The organism is Pseudoalteromonas sp. SG45-5, assembly GCF_014164085.1.
In the GTDB taxonomy this organism is placed as follows: domain Bacteria; phylum Pseudomonadota; class Gammaproteobacteria; order Enterobacterales; family Alteromonadaceae; genus Pseudoalteromonas; species Pseudoalteromonas aliena.
The window spans coordinates 1-17,532 of record NZ_JACJEM010000018.1 but is presented as its reverse complement, the minus strand read 5'-3'; the positions used below and the strand labels follow the sequence as shown (position 1 = coordinate 17,532).

At 37.9% G+C, this 17,532-nt stretch carries 15 protein-coding genes; 10 read left to right on the top strand and 5 right to left on the bottom strand.

The window, feature by feature from the left end; genetic code table 11:
• Positions 1–9 precede the first annotated feature (9 nt).
• The 3 genes from aroB to H5119_RS07730 are packed head-to-tail and all read left to right on the top strand — an operon-like array spanning position 10 to position 3,342.
• Positions 10–1,080: a 3-dehydroquinate synthase gene (aroB, locus tag H5119_RS07740; RefSeq protein WP_077536194.1), complete on the top strand. Its 1,071-nt coding sequence runs from the start codon at positions 10–12 to the stop codon at positions 1,078–1,080.
• Entirely contained in the window at positions 1,081–2,436 is a 1,356-nt protein-coding gene (locus H5119_RS07735; RefSeq protein ID WP_182701813.1) for an SPOR domain-containing protein, read from the top strand. It abuts the gene before it with no gap.
• 54 nt (positions 2,437–2,490) lie between these two features.
• Positions 2,491–3,342 (top strand): Dam family site-specific DNA-(adenine-N6)-methyltransferase, encoded by an 852-nt coding sequence (locus H5119_RS07730; RefSeq protein WP_182701812.1) that lies wholly within the window; start codon positions 2,491–2,493, stop codon positions 3,340–3,342.
• On the opposite strand, the gene H5119_RS07725 is transcribed toward H5119_RS07730, so the two are convergent.
• Together H5119_RS07725 and H5119_RS07720 are read right to left on the bottom strand one after the other, a co-directional pair.
• Positions 3,305–3,490: a DUF2970 domain-containing protein gene (locus H5119_RS07725; RefSeq protein ID WP_182701811.1), complete on the bottom strand. Its 186-nt coding sequence runs from the start codon at positions 3,488–3,490 to the stop codon at positions 3,305–3,307. The genes H5119_RS07730 and H5119_RS07725 overlap by 38 nt on opposite strands.
• Entirely contained in the window at positions 3,490–3,771 is a 282-nt protein-coding gene (locus tag H5119_RS07720) for a hypothetical protein (protein WP_077536186.1), read from the bottom strand. Before H5119_RS07720 ends, H5119_RS07725 begins: the two co-directional genes overlap by 1 nt.
• 215 nt (positions 3,772–3,986) lie before the next feature.
• Between H5119_RS07720 and rpe the strand changes: the two genes are divergently transcribed.
• Genes rpe through trpS form a run of 3 tightly spaced genes read left to right on the top strand, consistent with a single transcriptional unit; the run spans position 3,987 to position 6,372 of the window.
• Positions 3,987–4,670 (top strand): ribulose-phosphate 3-epimerase, encoded by a 684-nt coding sequence (gene rpe / locus H5119_RS07715; RefSeq protein ID WP_138584634.1) that lies wholly within the window; start codon positions 3,987–3,989, stop codon positions 4,668–4,670.
• Positions 4,670–5,335: a phosphoglycolate phosphatase gene (locus H5119_RS07710; RefSeq protein ID WP_182701810.1), complete on the top strand. Its 666-nt coding sequence runs from the start codon at positions 4,670–4,672 to the stop codon at positions 5,333–5,335. Before rpe ends, H5119_RS07710 begins: the two co-directional genes overlap by 1 nt.
• 32 nt (positions 5,336–5,367) lie before the next feature.
• Entirely contained in the window at positions 5,368–6,372 is a 1,005-nt protein-coding gene (trpS, locus tag H5119_RS07705) for a tryptophan--tRNA ligase (protein WP_077536180.1), read from the top strand.
• A 123-nt stretch (positions 6,373–6,495) separates the two neighbouring features.
• Here trpS and H5119_RS07700 read toward each other — a convergent pair whose 3' ends face one another.
• Together H5119_RS07700 and H5119_RS07695 are read right to left on the bottom strand one after the other, a co-directional pair.
• Positions 6,496–7,416 (bottom strand): TraB/GumN family protein, encoded by a 921-nt coding sequence (locus H5119_RS07700; protein ID WP_182701809.1) that lies wholly within the window; start codon positions 7,414–7,416, stop codon positions 6,496–6,498.
• Positions 7,417–7,453: 37 nt separating this feature from the next.
• A complete protein-coding gene (locus tag H5119_RS07695) occupies positions 7,454–7,798 on the bottom strand; it encodes a hypothetical protein (RefSeq protein WP_182701808.1) in 345 nt (114 codons plus the stop codon).
• Positions 7,799–8,078: 280 nt separating this feature from the next.
• Between H5119_RS07695 and H5119_RS07690 the strand changes: the two genes are divergently transcribed.
• Positions 8,079–10,223: a transcriptional regulator gene (locus tag H5119_RS07690; protein WP_182701807.1), complete on the top strand. Its 2,145-nt coding sequence runs from the start codon at positions 8,079–8,081 to the stop codon at positions 10,221–10,223.
• A gap of 199 nt (positions 10,224–10,422) precedes the next feature.
• Here the strand turns inward: H5119_RS07690 and uvrA are convergent, their stop codons facing one another.
• Positions 10,423–13,242 (bottom strand): excinuclease ABC subunit UvrA, encoded by a 2,820-nt coding sequence (gene uvrA / locus H5119_RS07685; protein WP_182701806.1) that lies wholly within the window; start codon positions 13,240–13,242, stop codon positions 10,423–10,425.
• 163 nt (positions 13,243–13,405) lie between these two features.
• On the opposite strand from uvrA, the gene H5119_RS07680 reads away from it, so the two are divergent.
• The 3 genes from H5119_RS07680 to H5119_RS07670 all read left to right on the top strand — a co-directional run bounded on the left by H5119_RS07680 (position 13,406) and on the right by H5119_RS07670 (position 17,339).
• Positions 13,406–14,773 carry an MFS transporter gene (locus tag H5119_RS07680; protein ID WP_077536176.1) on the top strand — a complete coding sequence of 456 codons (1,368 nt, stop codon included), beginning with the start codon at positions 13,406–13,408 and terminating at the stop codon, positions 14,771–14,773.
• A 20-nt stretch (positions 14,774–14,793) separates the two neighbouring features.
• Entirely contained in the window at positions 14,794–15,519 is a 726-nt protein-coding gene (gene ssb, locus H5119_RS07675; RefSeq protein WP_182701805.1) for a single-stranded DNA-binding protein, read from the top strand.
• Positions 15,520–16,010: 491 nt separating this feature from the next.
• Positions 16,011–17,339: an EAL domain-containing protein gene (locus H5119_RS07670; protein WP_259399014.1), complete on the top strand. Its 1,329-nt coding sequence runs from the start codon at positions 16,011–16,013 to the stop codon at positions 17,337–17,339.
• Positions 17,340–17,532 lie beyond the last annotated feature (193 nt).

Here is a 17,532-nt window from a genome sequence, read left to right as displayed (position 1 = left end):
TAACGGAGCATGCTTGAATTAACTGTTAATTTGGACGAGCGAAGTTACCCTATATACATTGGTAAATCTGCACTTCAAGATAATGGCCGCCTAGTCCACCACATTGGTGATTGTCGGCCTATCATCATTACTAATGACACAATAGCGCCTTTATATTTACAAAAGCTACTTGATTCATTAGCCGAACTAAATCCACTTTCTTTTATCATTCCTGATGGCGAACAGTATAAATCATTAGAATGGTTTGAAAAAATATCTGCCTTTTTACTTCAAAACAATTGCGGCCGAGATACGTGCTTAATTGCATTGGGCGGTGGTGTTGTTGGTGATTTAACGGGCTTTGTCGCTGCATGTTATCAGCGTGGTGTGCCGTTTATTCAAATACCCACAACGTTATTATCGCAGGTTGATTCATCAGTAGGTGGTAAAACCGCTGTAAATCATCCTCTAGGTAAAAATATGATAGGGGCGTTTTATCAGCCACAAGCTGTTTTTATCGATACACAATCACTACATACGTTACCTGCCAGAGAGTTTGCTGCTGGTATGGCTGAAGTAATTAAATATGGTTTGATTTACGACACCGATCTATTTAGTTATTTAGAGCAACATGTGACAGATTTACAGCAATTAGATGAAGTTTGTTTGCAACATATTATTTTTAGGTGTTGTGAAATTAAAGCATTAATTGTTGCTCAAGATGAAAAAGAACATGGTTTACGAGCACTACTCAACTTAGGCCACACATTTGCTCATGCGATTGAAGCGCAAATGGGGTACGGTGTTTGGTTACACGGAGAAGCTGTTGCTACTGGGATGGTACTTGCGGCTAAGCTGGCGAATGCGCGTGAAGATTTAAGTGCGGACGAAGTAACACGTATTATTGATGTGATTGCACAGTATAACTTACCAACCAAAATACCTACAAAAATGACAAGCGAGCAATTTCTAACGCACATGCGTAAAGATAAAAAGAATAAAAAAGGAACGATTCGTTTTATTTTACCCACCCAATTTGGCCAATGTGCATTAGTTGATGATGTATCTGACGACCAAGTTCGAGACTTAATCGAGCAATAAATGCAGCTACAAATTTTACCAAGCCGTGCTGCTTTGGTGGATAGAATCGCACTGCAATTTGAATACGGGCAAAACCTCATTGTTTTATTGGGCACTTCAGGGCTCGGTAAAAGCTATATGCTCGAAACTTTCATTACTGATAAATATACCGAGTTTAATAAAGTTTTTGTGCAGACAAGTGCAAAAATGACTGACACTCAATTAATGAGTAGTTTGTTAGAGCAAAGTTTTAAGACCCCTTTAGTTGATCATAACTTAACTTTGTCTGAAAATTTTTTCCAGCTATCACAACAGCAATCTTGTGGTCCCTGTTTATGGGTGCTCGATGGCGGCCGAAATTTATCTGAAGAATTTTTGTCTGAATTAGAATTACTTGCAAAAAATAGCCCGAGTACTTTGTACATCATGCTTGCATCATCATCAAAGTTACCTTTGAATAATGCGGTAGAAATTTATTTAGAGCCGCTGACGCTGAGTGAGAGTAAGCAATTAATGGGATGGTATTTTAAGGACCTTCCTTATGATGAGGATCCCGTATTCCAAGCATTTTTAACTGAGGCACACGGAAATCCAAGTTTATTACTTGCATGGCAAGCTAATGAACACGTTGCCAATGTTGTTGTAAAAGACAAGGTATCTTGGCGTTTGCATTTGCTTATTTTGATGTTGATCATCATGTTCTTAATTATAGGTTTTTTATATAAATCAGACATGACTCAATGGTGGCAACAGTACTATCAGCAAGAGCAGGTTGAGGTTAGTACCACAGCAATTTCTGTAAAGCGGATTACCGAATCGTCGCTAGAAAAAGATAATTTAAAAAGCGCTTTCTCTACACCTAATAGCTCTACCCTCAGTGCTGGCGAAGTAATAGCTGAACCAAGCATTGCTGAGCGCAAGCCACTTCATAATGATGTGCCGGCAATAATGCAAAGCCTCACAAAGCCTAAAGAGAACGTTGATGTTGTCGCTAGCAATGATAGAGAATCGACTCCTGTTATTGAACAGCCAGCAAAAGTCAGCAAAGAAATAGCTAATAAGACTAGTCAGCCCGAAAGAGAAAAACAATGGTACCTCAAGCAACCAGAAGCTAATATTGTTATTCAGTTATTAGCAGTTACGCAGCAGCAAGTGAGTGATCAATTTATTGCTCAATATAAGCTACAGAATACGGTGCATATTTATCAAACAAAAAGAAATAATAAAGTTTGGTGGGTAATAACATACGGCAGTTTCGAAAACTTAAGCGATGCGACCTTAGCGATGAAAAATTTGCCAATAGGTATTTTAAAGAATAAACCTTTCTATAAGAGAATTAATAAAATAAAACAAGAAATTGCACTACTAGATCAGTAAATTAAACGACTTTAGTGTAAAATCTCGCAACACCGAATTGAAGTAAAGAGCCCAATGCAGCAAAAGAGTAGAGCCTTCCTTAAATGGGCTGGCGGAAAATACAGTCTAGTTGATGATATTAACGCGCGATTAAAGCAAGCAACTAAGCATGCTGATACTTTGGTTGAACCTTTTGTTGGCGCGGGCTCAGTTTTTTTAAATAGCAATTTTAAACATTATATTCTCAATGATATTAATGCTGATTTAATCAACCTATATAAAGAACTGAGAGACTCTCCTGAGGAGTTTATTAGTGATGCTAAAAAGCTATTCGTAGATTTAAATAATCACCCCGACGCTTACTATGAGTATCGTGTGCAGTTCAATCAAAGCCGCGATGTTTATGAGCGATCAATGCTGTTCTTATACATGAACCGTTTTGGTTATAATGGCCTTTGTCGATATAACTTAAAAGGTATTTTTAATGTACCTTTTGGAAAATATAAAAAGCCTTACTTCCCTGAAAAAGAAATGTACTTTTTTGCCGAAAAAGCCCAGCAAGCTACCTTTACGTGTTTAGGTTACGATGATGTGTTTAAACTGGTGCCCGAAAATGCCGTTATATATTGCGATCCACCCTATGTACCATTAAGCAAAACAGCGTCGTTTACATCTTATGCTAAAGGCGGTTTCAATTTAGATGATCAAGCTAATTTGGCTAATTTAGCTGAACAAGCTGCATTTGAAAATAATACCCCCGTACTTATTTCGAACCACGATACTGTCTGGACTCGCAAAATTTACAGTCAAGCATCTCTTGAGCAAATTCAAGTAAAGCGTACTATTAGTCCTAAAGGGGGATCTCGTAATAAAGTCAATGAGCTGATGGCTATGTATTTAGCACCAGAACGACCACGGCATAAATAGCGATAACAAATAGAATAAAGAAAATAATAGCGATTATTGCAATTGAAAATAGGGAGTGTTGTTTGAAATCTGTTTGGCGCTTATTTTCAGATTGAACACCAAAAAATGCTGCTAACACACTCTGTATAGCGCTAAAAAAATGCAGCATTATTTAAACAATGGTTTTAAAGATGAGGTGTTTTTAGAGTCTTCGTTGCTGGTAAGTAGTTCTAACAAATCAAGGTAATGAAACTGAGCGCTTCGGCTATCACCGGTAACCCAAGAAAACCAAGATGAGTCATCTTCTATTTTGATACATGCATTTACAGTTTTTTGATGTTGGCAGCTATTTGCAGAGCTAAGTTCTTGCTCGTTATCTGAAGCAAAACTAAACGCCCCAATAAATAGTATTGCCGATGCAATTAATATCCCAATTTTAAAAGCCCGCATAATATAACCTAATAATTTGTTACTTTTTTAAGCATAACAAAAATTGATTAAATAACAAACTTAAATTTAACTGAATATAGGTAAAAATTATATAAAATAATAACTTAACTTTTAAATAATTAACTTTAAAGCTACGACTATTTTATTGTAGTAACTTGGGTAACATCACAAATTAAGTTACATTATGGAATAAATGATTCATTGATGGATTTACTATGTTTACTCCAGAACAAAAATACTTGATAGCCCCTTCAATTCTCTCTGCTGATTTTGCAAAACTAGGTGAAGATGTCGACAAAGTCTTGGCAGCCGGTGCCGATGTGGTGCACTTTGATGTAATGGATAATCATTATGTACCTAATCTAACTATTGGCCCTATGGTATGTAAAGCACTTAGAGATTACGGTATTACAGCACCCATCGACGTACATTTAATGGTGAAACCAGTCGATAGCCTTATTCCCCAGTTTGCACAGGCGGGTGCCTCAATTATTACGTTTCATCCAGAAGCGAGTGAGCATGTTGATCGTACCATCCAGCTAATAAAAGATCATGGTTGTAAAGCGGGCTTAGTGTTTAACCCTGCAACCAGCTTAAGTTACTTAGATCATGTTATTGATAAACTCGATGTCATTTTACTTATGTCAGTAAACCCTGGGTTTGGTGGGCAAAGTTTTATACCTCACACGCTTGAAAAACTACGCCAAACTAAACAACGAATTGTTGAATCAGGTCGTGAAATTCGTTTAGAAGTGGATGGTGGCATTAAAGTTGATAACATTGCAGCTGCAGCAGCTGCGGGTGCGGATATGTTTGTTGCGGGTTCTGCTATTTTTAATCAACCAGATTACAAAGAAGTGATAGATCAAATGCGTGAGCAGCTCGGAAGTGTTAAATAATGAAGTACGATGTCGCTTTATTTGATTTAGATGGAACCTTGGTTGATAGCGTTTACGATTTATACATCGCCCTTAATCTTACCTTGAGTGAACTCGCTTTTCCTATTGTTAGTCAGCGCTTAGTTGAAAGCTGGGTAGGCAATGGTATTGAAGTACTAGTAAAACGCGCTTTAAGCGGTGATATGCAAGTTAGCGAACATTTAGATGAAGCACTTAGTAGCAAAGCAATAACGCAGTTTTATATGCACTATGAGCAGCAAGTTGGTGAATACAGCTTATTGTACCAACATGTAGAAACAGGCCTTGCGGCACTTCGTGGTATGCCAAAAGCGTTAATTACAAATAAAGCCCGTATATTTACAGAAAAACTACTTGATAAACTAGCGCTAACAAGCCACTTTGATGTGATTATTTGCGGTGATGATGTGGCAAAAAAACCATCGCCGGAACCATTGCTTTTTGCTTGCAAAAAGCTAAATGTTGAACCCAATAAAGCTATAATGATAGGCGATTCAAAAAGCGATATACTCGCCGCTAAAGCCGCTAATATAGAGGTAATTGCACTTAGTTATGGCTATAATCAAGGCGAAAATCTTGAGGATTATAATCCGCAGTACCTATGCGATAACTTCTTAGATATAATACCTGTTCTAACGCAGCGTTAAATATTATTCATTAAGCAAAATAAAGGAAAATCATGAGTAAACCAGTAGTTTTAAGCGGCATTCAGCCAACCGGTGGTATGACAATAGGCAACTATGTTGGCGCTATTAACCAGTGGCTAAAGTTACAGGAAGACCACGAAAGTTTCTTTATGTTAGTAGACTTACACGCTATTACGGTTCGACAAGAGCCTGAATTACTGCGCTCTCGTGTGTTAGATGGTATTGCTCTTTACGCGGCATGTGGCATTGATCCTGAAAAATCTGCGTTATTTGTACAATCGCAAGTACCTGAGCACGCACAGTTAGCGTGGGTATTAAATTGTTACGCGCAGATGGGCGAGCTTAATCGAATGACTCAGTTTAAAGATAAGTCATCTAAGCATGCAAATAATGTAAACGTGGGCTTATTTTCATACCCAGTATTGCAAGCTGCGGATATTTTATTATACCAAGCTGATCAAGTACCTGTAGGGGATGATCAAAAGCAGCATTTAGAGCTGACTCGCGATATAGCGACACGCTTCAATAATTTATACGGTGACGTATTTAAATTACCAGAGCCGTACATACCTGAGTTTGGTGCACGCGTAATGAGCTTGCAAGATCCACTTAAAAAGATGTCTAAGTCTGACGAAAACCCAAATGGTTATATCATGTTATTAGATGAGCCTAAACAAATTGTGAAAAAGCTTAAAAAAGCAGTCACTGACTCAGATGAGCAAGCGCGCATTTATTTCGATCGCGCAGAAAAGCCTGGTGTGTCAAACTTGCTTACTTTATTGAGTGTTGCAACTAAGCGCTCAATTGAAGACTTAGTGCCTGAGTATGAAGATAAAATGTATGGCCACTTAAAGAAAGATACAGCAGATGCGGTTGTAAACATGATTGAGCCAATTCAAGCACGCTTTAAAGAGATCAGAGAAGATCAAAACCTACTTGATAGCATAATGAAATCGGGTGCTGAAAAAGCCAGCGTACGCGCTGAGAAAACACTGAAGTCGGTATACGATGCGCTTGGTTTTATTCCTCGCGGTTAAATTATATAAGTTTAAAAACAAAAAATGCCGCTTTATTAAGCGGCATTTTTTATATAGCACATATCAACATGATAGACCCAAATAGAAGCAGTAGCGATATCGCTAGTTTGTCTGTTTTATCCATTATTCAGCCCCTTTTACTGTTATATCTACCGTGTTATCAACACTGACTAAAGAAACGCTGTAGCCTTTGTTTTCAAGCAATGTGAGTAAGCTATCTTGGCCTGCAAGATGGGCAACTCCAACAAGTACAAACTCATTTTTATCGTTATTAAACATGGCTTCTACTTTTGGTAACCAATCATTATTTCTATCTGTAATGAGCTGTTTATAGGTATGTGGATCATCTTTTTGCATTTTTTCAATAGCAACACTATTAAGGATTTTTGTATTACCACTGCGCCATGCTGAAACGAGCGTTTTAAACATATTCCCGTAACTACCCAGTTCATCTAAATTGTATTTGATAAATTTATTTTCGTTATCTTGGCCCATAGTTTTAAATAGCTGTAGTTGAAAGTCCATGGTTTCTAGATATTGCTGTGATTTACTATCCTCAGTTGCCTTTCTACTAAAATAAGCATCTACTCCTTCGCCCACTAAGTTTTGTTTTTGCAACTCCATCGACATTAAAACGATGCTCATCATTGCAGGGCGAAAACTATCTAGTTTAATTAAGTTAGCGCCAAACTCAGCAAGCTTACTTTCTAATTGTTGTTTAACGTCAGGGCTTAATCTTTGACTTAACTTTTCATTATTGGTGTATGACAAAGCGCTCAGCATTTCCATTTGCGCTTTGGTATCAGTTGGATTTGGTAATTTAGTTTCTAATATGATGGTATCTGCTAACTCATAAGCATGATTAAATTCTATAGGTAAAGGCATTTCAGACTTAGGTAGAATGTGTATCGTACCACCAATAAATAAAGAGTCTCCGCCTTTACTAACTTGCCAAACTGAGCTTTGCGCGTGCGCAAAGCTCGTAATTAAGCAACTACTGAGTAAAATACTTGCCGATAAAATATTCTTTGTAAATACCTTCATAATAATTCCTATAATTAAGTCAATTAAAAATATAGTTCTACTTATCAAGTAAAACTGAGGTCATATAAGTTGTTATAGATGACGCTATTTTTGAGATGTTTTCATCAACTCTTGCATTAATCTCGTCAATTGATGAGTCTAAGTCGGCTGAAATTTTATTTTCTATTCTAGAAAAAAGTGTATCAGTGCTAACGTTATTTACCGTGGTCACATTGGCATCGATTGCACTCTCAGTAATTGTATTGCTCTTGAGCATAGTCTCACCAATTACACACTGTTCTAATTGCATTGTGTGTTCACCTTCAGTGGCAATGACCGACGCAGTATTAAATGCAGTTGCTAATAGTAGAGCTGGTAGTACTTTTTTCATTGTGCTGTTCATAATTAAACCTTTTATATTTTTAATTGCAGCTAATTTAGAATCACGAATAACTTTTGCTAAGCTGCTTGTTGATGACGGTTTAAATAATATCGCTGAATTTGTATTGAGTCGCTTATCTAGTTATGAGCAATTCATAGATAAGGTTTTATGGTTAATAAATTGTTTTAATTTAGTGGGTTAGCTTTAAACCTTATATTGCTAATATAAGGTTTAAATGCTTTTTCTACAAAAAAATATGTAGATGTGATACGGTTTACAAAAATAAAAATGCGTAAAGACTATGAATTATCAAATCGGACCTTGGCAATTTATTAGTAATCGATGTGTGATTACTTCAAACAACTTAGAAAGGGAATTAGATCCACTTTTAGTAAGGCTCTTACTGCATTTTATTGATAAGCCCCAACAAATAGTTTCCCGTCAAACGCTTATTGAGAGTGTATGGCAGCAGAGCTTTGTTGACGATAATGCGATTAACCGAGCAATCTCAGAGTTAAGAAAGCAGCTTGCCCACCCAATTGAAAAAGCGCCGCTTTTAAAAACGCATTACCGTAAAGGGTATAGCCTAACCGTAATACCAGAGCGTTTAACGCAAGCAAACGCTTCTGAAGAGTCTGTAAACATTCTGCCTGATTCACTGGGTATTTCTGTAAAAAATGAAGAGGTAGCTACTGCAACTATTTCGCAACCAGTGCAAAGAAAGAATAGTAAAAAGTTTTTAATTTATTCTTTATTAGCCATTATTTGCCTGTGCTTTTTAGTATGGTTTGGGTTGTTTTTTGTTAATGCGACTTCTAGCGAAAAGACTAAACTGATCACTGTTAATAAGGTGGCAAGTACATGGAATATAGGCAGCGAGGTTCACCCTGAATTGTCTTCTGATAAACAATATTTAGCTTATACAAATGTTGAACCTGAAAATGACGTAATGCATGCATTTGTAAAGCGACTATCGGATCAAAGGGAGGTTGAAATTACCTATCCTGGCTTTCAAGTATCTATTTTATCGTGGCAGTTAAATCAGCATTCTGTGTTGTTACAAGCGACCAACTTAAAGCAGCAAAAGTGTGAAATGGTACTGGTTGACTTAAGCCAGTTTCCTATTGTTGGTGAGGCTACTTTAATTAAAAAGTGTGACCTTAGATACACCGGCTATGCACAAGTAGACGAAAATAGTAAACATATTTATTATACTGAATATAAAAATGAGCAAGATGGCTCAGGTTTATATAAATTTGATTTAGAGTTACAAAAAGAGTCTATTGTTATTCCACCACCAGGTGTAATGTATGGCGTAATAATGCCGCGCTTATCTTCTTCAGGTAATAAAATAGCGTATATACTTAGTCAAAAAGGTCAGCCTTTTTCTGTATTTAGCTACAACTTTGAGACCCATGAAACCAAGCGGTTATTTAAAGCAAACAAAAGCATAATTAGCTTCGCGTTTGACTGGCTTGCAGACGATAAAGGTGTGATTGTTTTTGAAGACTCTGAGCTTTCAAGCATAGTGTTTGATAAAAATAATATTATTAAACGCACACTAACGGTTACCCCAGCAATTTCACCTTATTATATTGCAGTTCAATCTGCTAATAGCCTTTTTTATTCAGAAAATAAAACACAAGCATACTCGCTAATTAAAGCAACAGACCCTTTTGGTGATAACCCTGAGTATGAGGCACTCTATAAAAGTGATAAAGACGAGTACAACATTGTTGAAATAATTAATGAGGAAGGGCCAGCGCATGTTTTCGTATCCGAGCGCTCTGGCAGCAGTCAATTGTGGCTCTCTCAACATGGTCTTACAAAGCAACTTAGCTTTTTTAATTACGGTGATGGCCTATCTACTTTTGCATTAAGAGGGCTAAGAGTCTCTCCCAATAAGCAACGCATAATGTTTATAAAAAATAAAAGCTTTTCACTTTATGACGTAAACGCTCAAAAATTTTATCCGTTAGAAGAATTTAACAAGCATAAAATAGTAAGCTATATTTGGTCTAAAAATAACGAAAGCATTATTTATATTAAGCAACTTGGTTCAAAAAATATATTGGCAGAATTTAATTTAGTAACGCGTGATACACGCGTGATAGAAGGAATAAAAGCTAGTAAACTCATTTCAGATAGTAAAGGTAACGGTTACGTAACTAATGATAATCAGTTAATTCGCTTATCTGATAGGCAGCGCTGGGAAATGCCTAAAAACGCCAAAAAGTCAGTCGCATATGGAGTTAGCAAAGACTATTTCTATTATTCAGATTCAATTTCTAGAATCGCTAGACTAAATCTACAAGATCTAACCATACAAGATACACACGTAGACTTTCGACCTATTGGTTTTGAAGTGAACGAAAACAATGAAATATTGTTTACGGGGTCTAAGTATAGAGACATGCAAATAGTACAAATTAGTTGGGATAAATAGCAAAATATAATACAGTTATAAGTAGAACGTTATGCATAAAAAAGCACCAAGCAGTTTAACTGCTTGGTGCTTTTTTATAATTAATCCGAACTCTGCTTAAGAGATTTAACCTGGCCTACTTCAAGTAAATTCAACGTAGTTAGCGCTAAAAATGGCTGCTTGGGATAGATTTATTATCCGCAGCTCAGGTTAATTAGTATTAAAGCAATGGTTTTAAATAATGCCCTGTATGTGAACGCTCACATTCGGCTACTTCTTCTGGTGTACCTGCAATGAGTATTTCACCACCGCCAGCACCGCCTTCAGGTCCTAAATCGATTACCCAGTCTGCTGTTTTAATAACATCAAGATTGTGCTCAATAACCACAATTGTATTGCCGTGATCGCGCAAGCGATGAAGCACAACAAGCAGCTGTTCAATATCAGCAAAGTGTAAGCCTGTTGTTGGTTCGTCCAATATATAGAGTGTTTTACCGGTATCACGCTTTGATAGCTCGCGCGCTAATTTTACACGTTGCGCCTCACCACCAGAGAGAGTAGTAGCGGCTTGACCTAAACGGACATACGACAAACCAACGTCCATAAGCGTTTTAAGCTTACGGGCAATAGCCGGTATTTTATCAAAGTAATCATGGGCGTCTTCAACAGTCATCTCAAGCACTTGGTGTATGTTTTTACCTTTGTATTGTACTTCGAGTGTTTCGCGGTTATAGCGCTTACTCTTACATACGTCACACGGTACATATACATCAGGTAAAAAGTGCATTTCAACTTTAATTAAGCCGTCGCCTTGGCACGCTTCACAGCGTCCGCCTTTAACGTTAAAGCTAAAGCGGCCTACTTTGTAGCCACGTGAGCGCGCTTCTTGCGTACCTGCAAATAACTCGCGAATACCGGTAAATATACCAGTGTAGGTTGCCGGGTTTGAACGCGGAGTACGACCAATTGGGCTTTGATCTATATCGATTACTTTATCAAAATGATCCAAACCACTAATTGATTTATACGGTGCAGCTTCGGCAGTGGTTGCGCCATTTAACTCTGTATGAGCAAGTTTAAATAAAGTGTCGTTTATTAGCGTTGATTTGCCCGAGCCCGATACACCGGTAACACAGGTCATTAAACCAAATGGAATTTTTAAATCCACACTTTTGAGGTTGTTCCCTGTAGCGCCAAATAGCTCTAGCCATTTTTCGTTCGTTGGGTGGCGTTCTTTTGGTATTTCTATTTTACGTACGCCTGATAAAAATTGGCCGGTAACAGACTCTTTGCTTGCTAAAATATCGTCGCGTGTACCTTGAGCAATAATATGCCCACCATGAACACCCGCACCTGGACCAATATCAATAATATGGTCAGCGGCACGAATAGCATCTTCATCGTGCTCTACCACAATAACGGTGTTACCTAAGTCGCGCAAATGGATTAGTGTTTGTAATAAGCGGTCGTTATCGCGTTGGTGTAATCCAATAGACGGCTCATCTAGTACGTACATTACGCCTACAAGGCCAGCACCAATTTGGCTCGCTAAGCGGATACGCTGTGCTTCACCGCCCGATAGTGTGTCGGCACTGCGCTCAAGTGATAAGTAATTTAGGCCAACGTTAATCAAAAATGATAAACGGTCGCGAATTTCTTTTAATATTTTTTCAGCTATTTGGCCTTTTTGTCCGGTGAGTGTTAACCCTTCAAAAAAGCTCATGGCTTCACCAATACTCATGCATGTGATTGCAGGTAAGTTAGTTTGACCAATAAATACATTTCGAGATTCTTCGCGTAAGCGCGAGCCATAACAGCTAGGGCACGCTTGGCTTGTTTGGTATTTAGCAAGTTCTTCGCGTACAGAGTTTGACTCGGTCTCGCGGTAGCGACGATTCATGTTGTTTAAAACGCCTTCAAACTCATGGTTACGCGTAATTAAATCGCCACGGTCGTTACGGTAATTAAACGCAATTTTAGTGCTACCAGAGCCGTCTAAAATAATTTTTTTCGAGTCGCTGTCTAAATCTTGATAAGGCACATCTAAATCAAAACTATAATGATCCGCAACGGCTTGTAGCATTTGATAGTAATAAAAGCTGCGTTTATCCCAGCCTTTAATTGCACCGCCAGCAAGGCTGAGCTCAGGATTGTGCACTACACGATTAGGATCAAAATATTGGCGTACACCTAAACCATCACAGGTTTGGCACGCACCAGCAGGGTTATTAAACGAAAACAAACGCGGTTCTAGTTCAGTCATTGCATAGCCACAAGTAGGGCAGGCAAAATTTGCTGAAAATAGAATTTCTTCAGCGCTGCTATCATCCATATATGCTACATGTGCAACGCCATTAGACATTTCAAGTGCGGTTTCGAACGATTCTGCTAGGCGTTGTTGTAAGCCATCTTTTACTTTAAAACGGTCTACAACCACTTCAATGGTATGTTTTTTATGAAGCTCAAGGGTTGGTGGATCAGACAAGTCACATACTTCACCATCTATACGGGCGCGAATGTAACCTTGGCTTGATAGCTGTTCTAATAACTTAACATGCTCACCTTTACGCTCTTTTACTATAGGCGCAAGCAGCATTAATTTACTGCCTTCAGGCAGTGCCAAAACGCTATCGACCATTTGACTCACTGTTTGCGCAGCAAGTGGTAAATCATGCGTAGGACATCGTGGTTCGCCAACGCGGGCAAACATGAGTCGTAAATAATCGTAAATTTCGGTAATAGTACCCACGGTTGAGCGTGGATTATGAGACGTTGATTTTTGCTCAATAGAAATGGCAGGAGAGAGGCCTTCGATGTGATCTACATCAGGCTTTTCCATAAGCGATAAAAATTGCCTTGCATACGCAGAGAGTGATTCAACATACCGGCGTTGCCCTTCTGCATAAAGTGTATCAAATGCAAGTGATGACTTCCCCGAACCAGATAGGCCAGTAATAACTATTAATTTATCACGTGGGATGGTTAGGCTGATGTCTTTTAAATTGTGCGTGCGGGCGCCTCGGACTTCAATGTTTTCCATGCTATCTCGTTTATTACCAAAATTATTTACTCAGTATCGCATAATACGAAGCAATATTAATCCTTGATCAATGAAAAAATCCTTACTTATAGGCGATTAATTATTGCCAAGCTTATGGTAGAATCCCCACCTCAATTTTTCATAGAGTAAGATCACGTAAATAATGACCGCATCTTCACTTAATTCACGAGAAAAACGCGCAGCGGTATCATTAGCGAGTGTGTTTGCATTTAGAATGCTCGGCTTGTTTATGCTGATGCCTGTATTGGCTATTTATGGACAATCGCTTGAAGGTTTTTCGCCTATTTGGATTGGTTTTGCTATAGGTGCGTATGGTTTAACGCAAGCCGTATTGCAAATACCTATGGGCCGATTATCCGATAAAATTGGTCGTAAAAAGGTTATTGTAGGTGGCTTAATTGTATTTGCTATTGGATCGGTAGTGGCTGCATTAGCAGACTCTATTCAAATGGTTACGGTAGGCCGCGCTTTACAAGGTATGGGCGCAATAGCCAGTGCGCTACTCGCGTTTGCTTCAGATTTAAGCCGCGATGAGCAACGACCAAAAGTAATGGCTGTCATTGGTATGAGCATAGGAATGAGCTTTGCGTTTGCTATGTTATTGGGGCCAATTGTTGCAGCTTCGTGGGGCATTGCCGGCGTATTTTGGCTGACTGCTATTTTAGCTGTTTTTGGTATATTTATTGTTACTATGCTAGTGCCAAATGCGGTAAATAAAGCACCCAAAGGCGATACGTTAGCAAGCTTTAGTGATATTAAAAAACTAATTAAACACCCTCAGTTAGCGCGATTAAATGCAGGTGTGCTGTTATTGCATTTAACCCTAACCACAATCTTTGTGGTATTGCCGAGTCAACTCATTAAAGATGGCTTGGTTGCCGATCATCACTGGTATTTATATATTCCAGTGTTGTTTTTAGCTTTTTTATTAATGGTCCCAATAATGATAGTGGCTATTAAAAAAGAGAAAGAAAAACAAGCATTTATTGGCTCAGTAGCCTTGTTAACTATAAGTATGTTAGCAATGTCGGTGTGGGTAAATAGCGTAGTAGGTATTGCTGTATGTATGCTACTTTATTTTGTAGCATTTAACTTTTTAGAAGCCACAATGCCTGCACTTGTATCGCGTATTGCACCTGCAAGCCAAAAAGGTTCAGCAATGGGGGGCTACTCATCTAGTCAGTTTTTAGGCGCCTTTTTAGGCGGTATGTTAGGTGGTTATGTAGCACAAACTACAACGACGCAAGCTGTGTTTGCGGCAGCGGCACTTGTTGGGTTAATATGGCTTATTATTGCGTGGAAAATGCAAGTCCCACCCAAAAGTAAAGTTATTAGTTTAATGACCAAATTAGATTCTGAAGAGCATGCTCAAACACTTGCTTCTCAGTTAGTTGCTTTACCAGGCGTAATAGAAGCAACTGTGGTTCGCGATGAAAGTCGCAGCTATTTAAAGATTAATGATAAAGAATTTGACCTAGACCAAGCACGTAAAGTCGCTGGTTTAATCTAACATTTATAGGAGATGGTTCCATGGCACGCGGTGTGAACAAAGTAATTTTGGTTGGTAATTTAGGGCAAGATCCTGAAGTTCGTTATATGCCTAACGGCAACGGTGTAGCAAATATTACCTTAGCAACTTCAGATAGCTATAAAGATAAAAACACTGGCCAAATGGTTGATAAAACTGAGTGGCACCGTGTTGTATTTTTTGGCAAGTTAGCTGAAATTGTTGGTGAATATTGTCGTAAAGGTTCACAAATTTATGTTGAAGGTAAACTTCAAACTCGTAAGTGGACCGATCAACAAGGCCAAGAAAAATACACTACAGAAATAGTTGTAGATGGCTTTACTGGTCAAATGCAAATGTTAGGCGCACGTGGTGGCGATCAGCAAAGTGGTGGTTACCAAGGTAATCAATCACAAGGTGGACAACAAGGTGGTGGTTACCAAGGTAATCAAGCGCAAGGTGGTCAACAAAGCGGTGGTTACGGTCAAAATAATCAAGGCCAAAATAACCAGCAACAAGGTGGTTATGCTCCACAACAGCAAACAGCACCAGCAGCGCAACCTCAGTCAGCGCCAACACCACAACAAAATAATCAATACCAACAACCGCAAGGCGGCTTTGCACCACAACAAAATAGTGCACCGCAGCAACAAGGTGGTTTCGCTCCTAAACCACAAAATGCCCCACAAGGTGGTGCATCAAACCCAATGGAACCAACCATTGATTTTGACGACGATATCCCATTCTGACCTAAGACAAAATGTTGAAAAAGTATTTTAAAGCCGCTTAATAGCGGCTTTTTTGTTTTTTTGAAAATTTAAACTTGTTGTGCTGCCTTGTGTTAATAGAAATTTTGAACAACACTTCAACTATTACATTAACGAGTGAGCAAGCTATGCAACAGGTAAGGCTGTGGTTCTTAAATCAATTCAAGGCGATTTATTTACTCTTTCTTGTACTGTCACTCATTGCGCTAAACTTGACCTTAAATAATGCATTGCATGATAAGGCTCACCGTTTAGGGCAGCAGTTTGTTAAGCAAATTTACGAACTACAAATAGACCCCACTATTGATTCCCAGATCGTTACAGCACTCGCTCAAAGTCGCGGTTTTATGCTCAAACTCGACCCATCTTCTGCTGGCTTTATACAGCCAGAGCATGATGTTTTTTCTTATAAAACTCTCAATATAAGCTTATACCATTACCCGAGTTGGATTGTTGAAAGTTATCTATTTATATTGCTAAACCTTATTATTTTAGGGACTGCTCGTTGGTTTTATAAATGGCGAGATACTTTAAAACCGTCACAGTTAAATTCACTTCAATATTTAATAGCTAAACCAGGTAAGGCTGATGCAAAAAAAATAAAAAGTTTAATAAAACCATTAAAAAGCAGAGAGTTGAAAACTTTAGATAAGGAGGTTGTAACATGTCACAGTTTATATGTACTTATAAAATGTGATTGCAGATTTGATAAACATACTGATCAAGAAGCTAGTTTTAAAATTTTAATCATTAAAAGCTTTCCTGAGTTGCGGGAGTCATCTTTCAAACTATTGGATAATGGAAGCTTTGCTATAACATTATTCAATGTGCCCATTATAGAGTTAGATCGGTATATAGATCGTTTACATCAACGTATTTTTTTATTATGCCAACAATATCAAAAAACGATTGTAAGAAAAAATATTAAAGTAGGCGCATGTGATTATTGTTTTGGGGATGATCAAACAAATGTTTATCAGTTAGCGAAATCGGCGCTTACGCTTTCCCAGTTTAGCCTATTGCAGCATTGCCATCGATTATCCTTAAGCGATAACCAAGAAAAAGGCATAACAAGCAAACAAATCATTAAAAATATTAAAACAAATAAGTTTGTACTTTCTTTTCAACCTTTGTTTGATCTTACTGATGGTGACATTCTTCAGCATGAGGCAATTATTAAAGTTAGGCATAATACGCATGGCTTGCTCGATGCTAAGCCATATATAACGCAGGTTAAAACGGCTAAAGACGCATTAATGATAGATAAAAGTATTTTGGCAAAAATTTTGAAGTTGGTAGTTACAGAAAGCTCATCCTTGACGGTTAGTATTAATTTACACCCTGAAAATTGGCTCAGTACTCAGTTTTGGGGTTGGCTATCTGTATGTGTTGATGATTTAAAGTTAAGTAGTAAGTTACAATTTGAAATAAGTGATGACTATTTCTTTGCTCATAAAGCGGCAGTGATTAATTCATTTAGAGTCATTAAAAAAGATAGCGCTCATATTATCCTTGATAATGTTAATAGCAGTAAAAATATCCCGATGCTTATTAATTACAAAGAAGTCTGTGGGTTAAAGCTCTCGTATCAATTAGTCCACCTAATTAATGAGAAAACTCAGCACCAAAAACAAATAAAAAGAATAATAAATGCAGGGAAATTATTAAATTTACCTGTATATGCCGTCGGTGTAGAAACTCAAAAAGAATTACTTACACTGACTAAGCTTGGTGTGGCCGCAGCACAAGGCTTTTATTTTTCTAGGGCTTTACAAGAATTGACTGAAGCCGTATTTCATTAAATAACCTGAGCTCTGGTTAAGATATTTACTAACGTATTGAATCATGGTGATATTTAAATTTTTTTCTCTAATACCAATCTGCATAAATCTTTGATCAATTTAACGAATTAAATTGCACTATAACGTCGTTAAAAATTTTTTATTTAGAACAACTAGATACAAAAATTTTTGCCTAGTTCTAGCGTAATTTTCT

Excerpts from the sequence above, each read along its gene's own strand:
- H5119_RS07680 (WP_077536176.1), top strand. The coding sequence starts at position 13,406 with ATGACCGCATCTTCACTTAATTCACGAGAAAAACGCGCAGCGGTATCA.
- H5119_RS07695 (WP_182701808.1), bottom strand. The coding sequence starts at position 7,798 with ATGAACAGCACAATGAAAAAAGTACTACCAGCTCTACTATTAGCAACT.
- aroB (WP_077536194.1), top strand. The coding sequence starts at position 10 with ATGCTTGAATTAACTGTTAATTTGGACGAGCGAAGTTACCCTATATAC.
- H5119_RS07710 (WP_182701810.1), top strand. The coding sequence starts at position 4,670 with ATGAAGTACGATGTCGCTTTATTTGATTTAGATGGAACCTTGGTTGAT.
- uvrA (WP_182701806.1), bottom strand. The coding sequence starts at position 13,242 with ATGGAAAACATTGAAGTCCGAGGCGCCCGCACGCACAATTTAAAAGAC.
- H5119_RS07700 (WP_182701809.1), bottom strand. The coding sequence starts at position 7,416 with ATGAAGGTATTTACAAAGAATATTTTATCGGCAAGTATTTTACTCAGT.
- rpe (WP_138584634.1), top strand. The coding sequence starts at position 3,987 with ATGTTTACTCCAGAACAAAAATACTTGATAGCCCCTTCAATTCTCTCT.
- H5119_RS07730 (WP_182701812.1), top strand. The coding sequence starts at position 2,491 with ATGCAGCAAAAGAGTAGAGCCTTCCTTAAATGGGCTGGCGGAAAATAC.
- H5119_RS07720 (WP_077536186.1), bottom strand. The coding sequence starts at position 3,771 with ATGCGGGCTTTTAAAATTGGGATATTAATTGCATCGGCAATACTATTT.
- H5119_RS07735 (WP_182701813.1), top strand. The coding sequence starts at position 1,081 with ATGCAGCTACAAATTTTACCAAGCCGTGCTGCTTTGGTGGATAGAATC.
- ssb (WP_182701805.1), top strand. The coding sequence starts at position 14,794 with ATGGCACGCGGTGTGAACAAAGTAATTTTGGTTGGTAATTTAGGGCAA.
- H5119_RS07690 (WP_182701807.1), top strand. The coding sequence starts at position 8,079 with ATGAATTATCAAATCGGACCTTGGCAATTTATTAGTAATCGATGTGTG.
- H5119_RS07725 (WP_182701811.1), bottom strand. The coding sequence starts at position 3,490 with ATGCTGCATTTTTTTAGCGCTATACAGAGTGTGTTAGCAGCATTTTTT.
- trpS (WP_077536180.1), top strand. The coding sequence starts at position 5,368 with ATGAGTAAACCAGTAGTTTTAAGCGGCATTCAGCCAACCGGTGGTATG.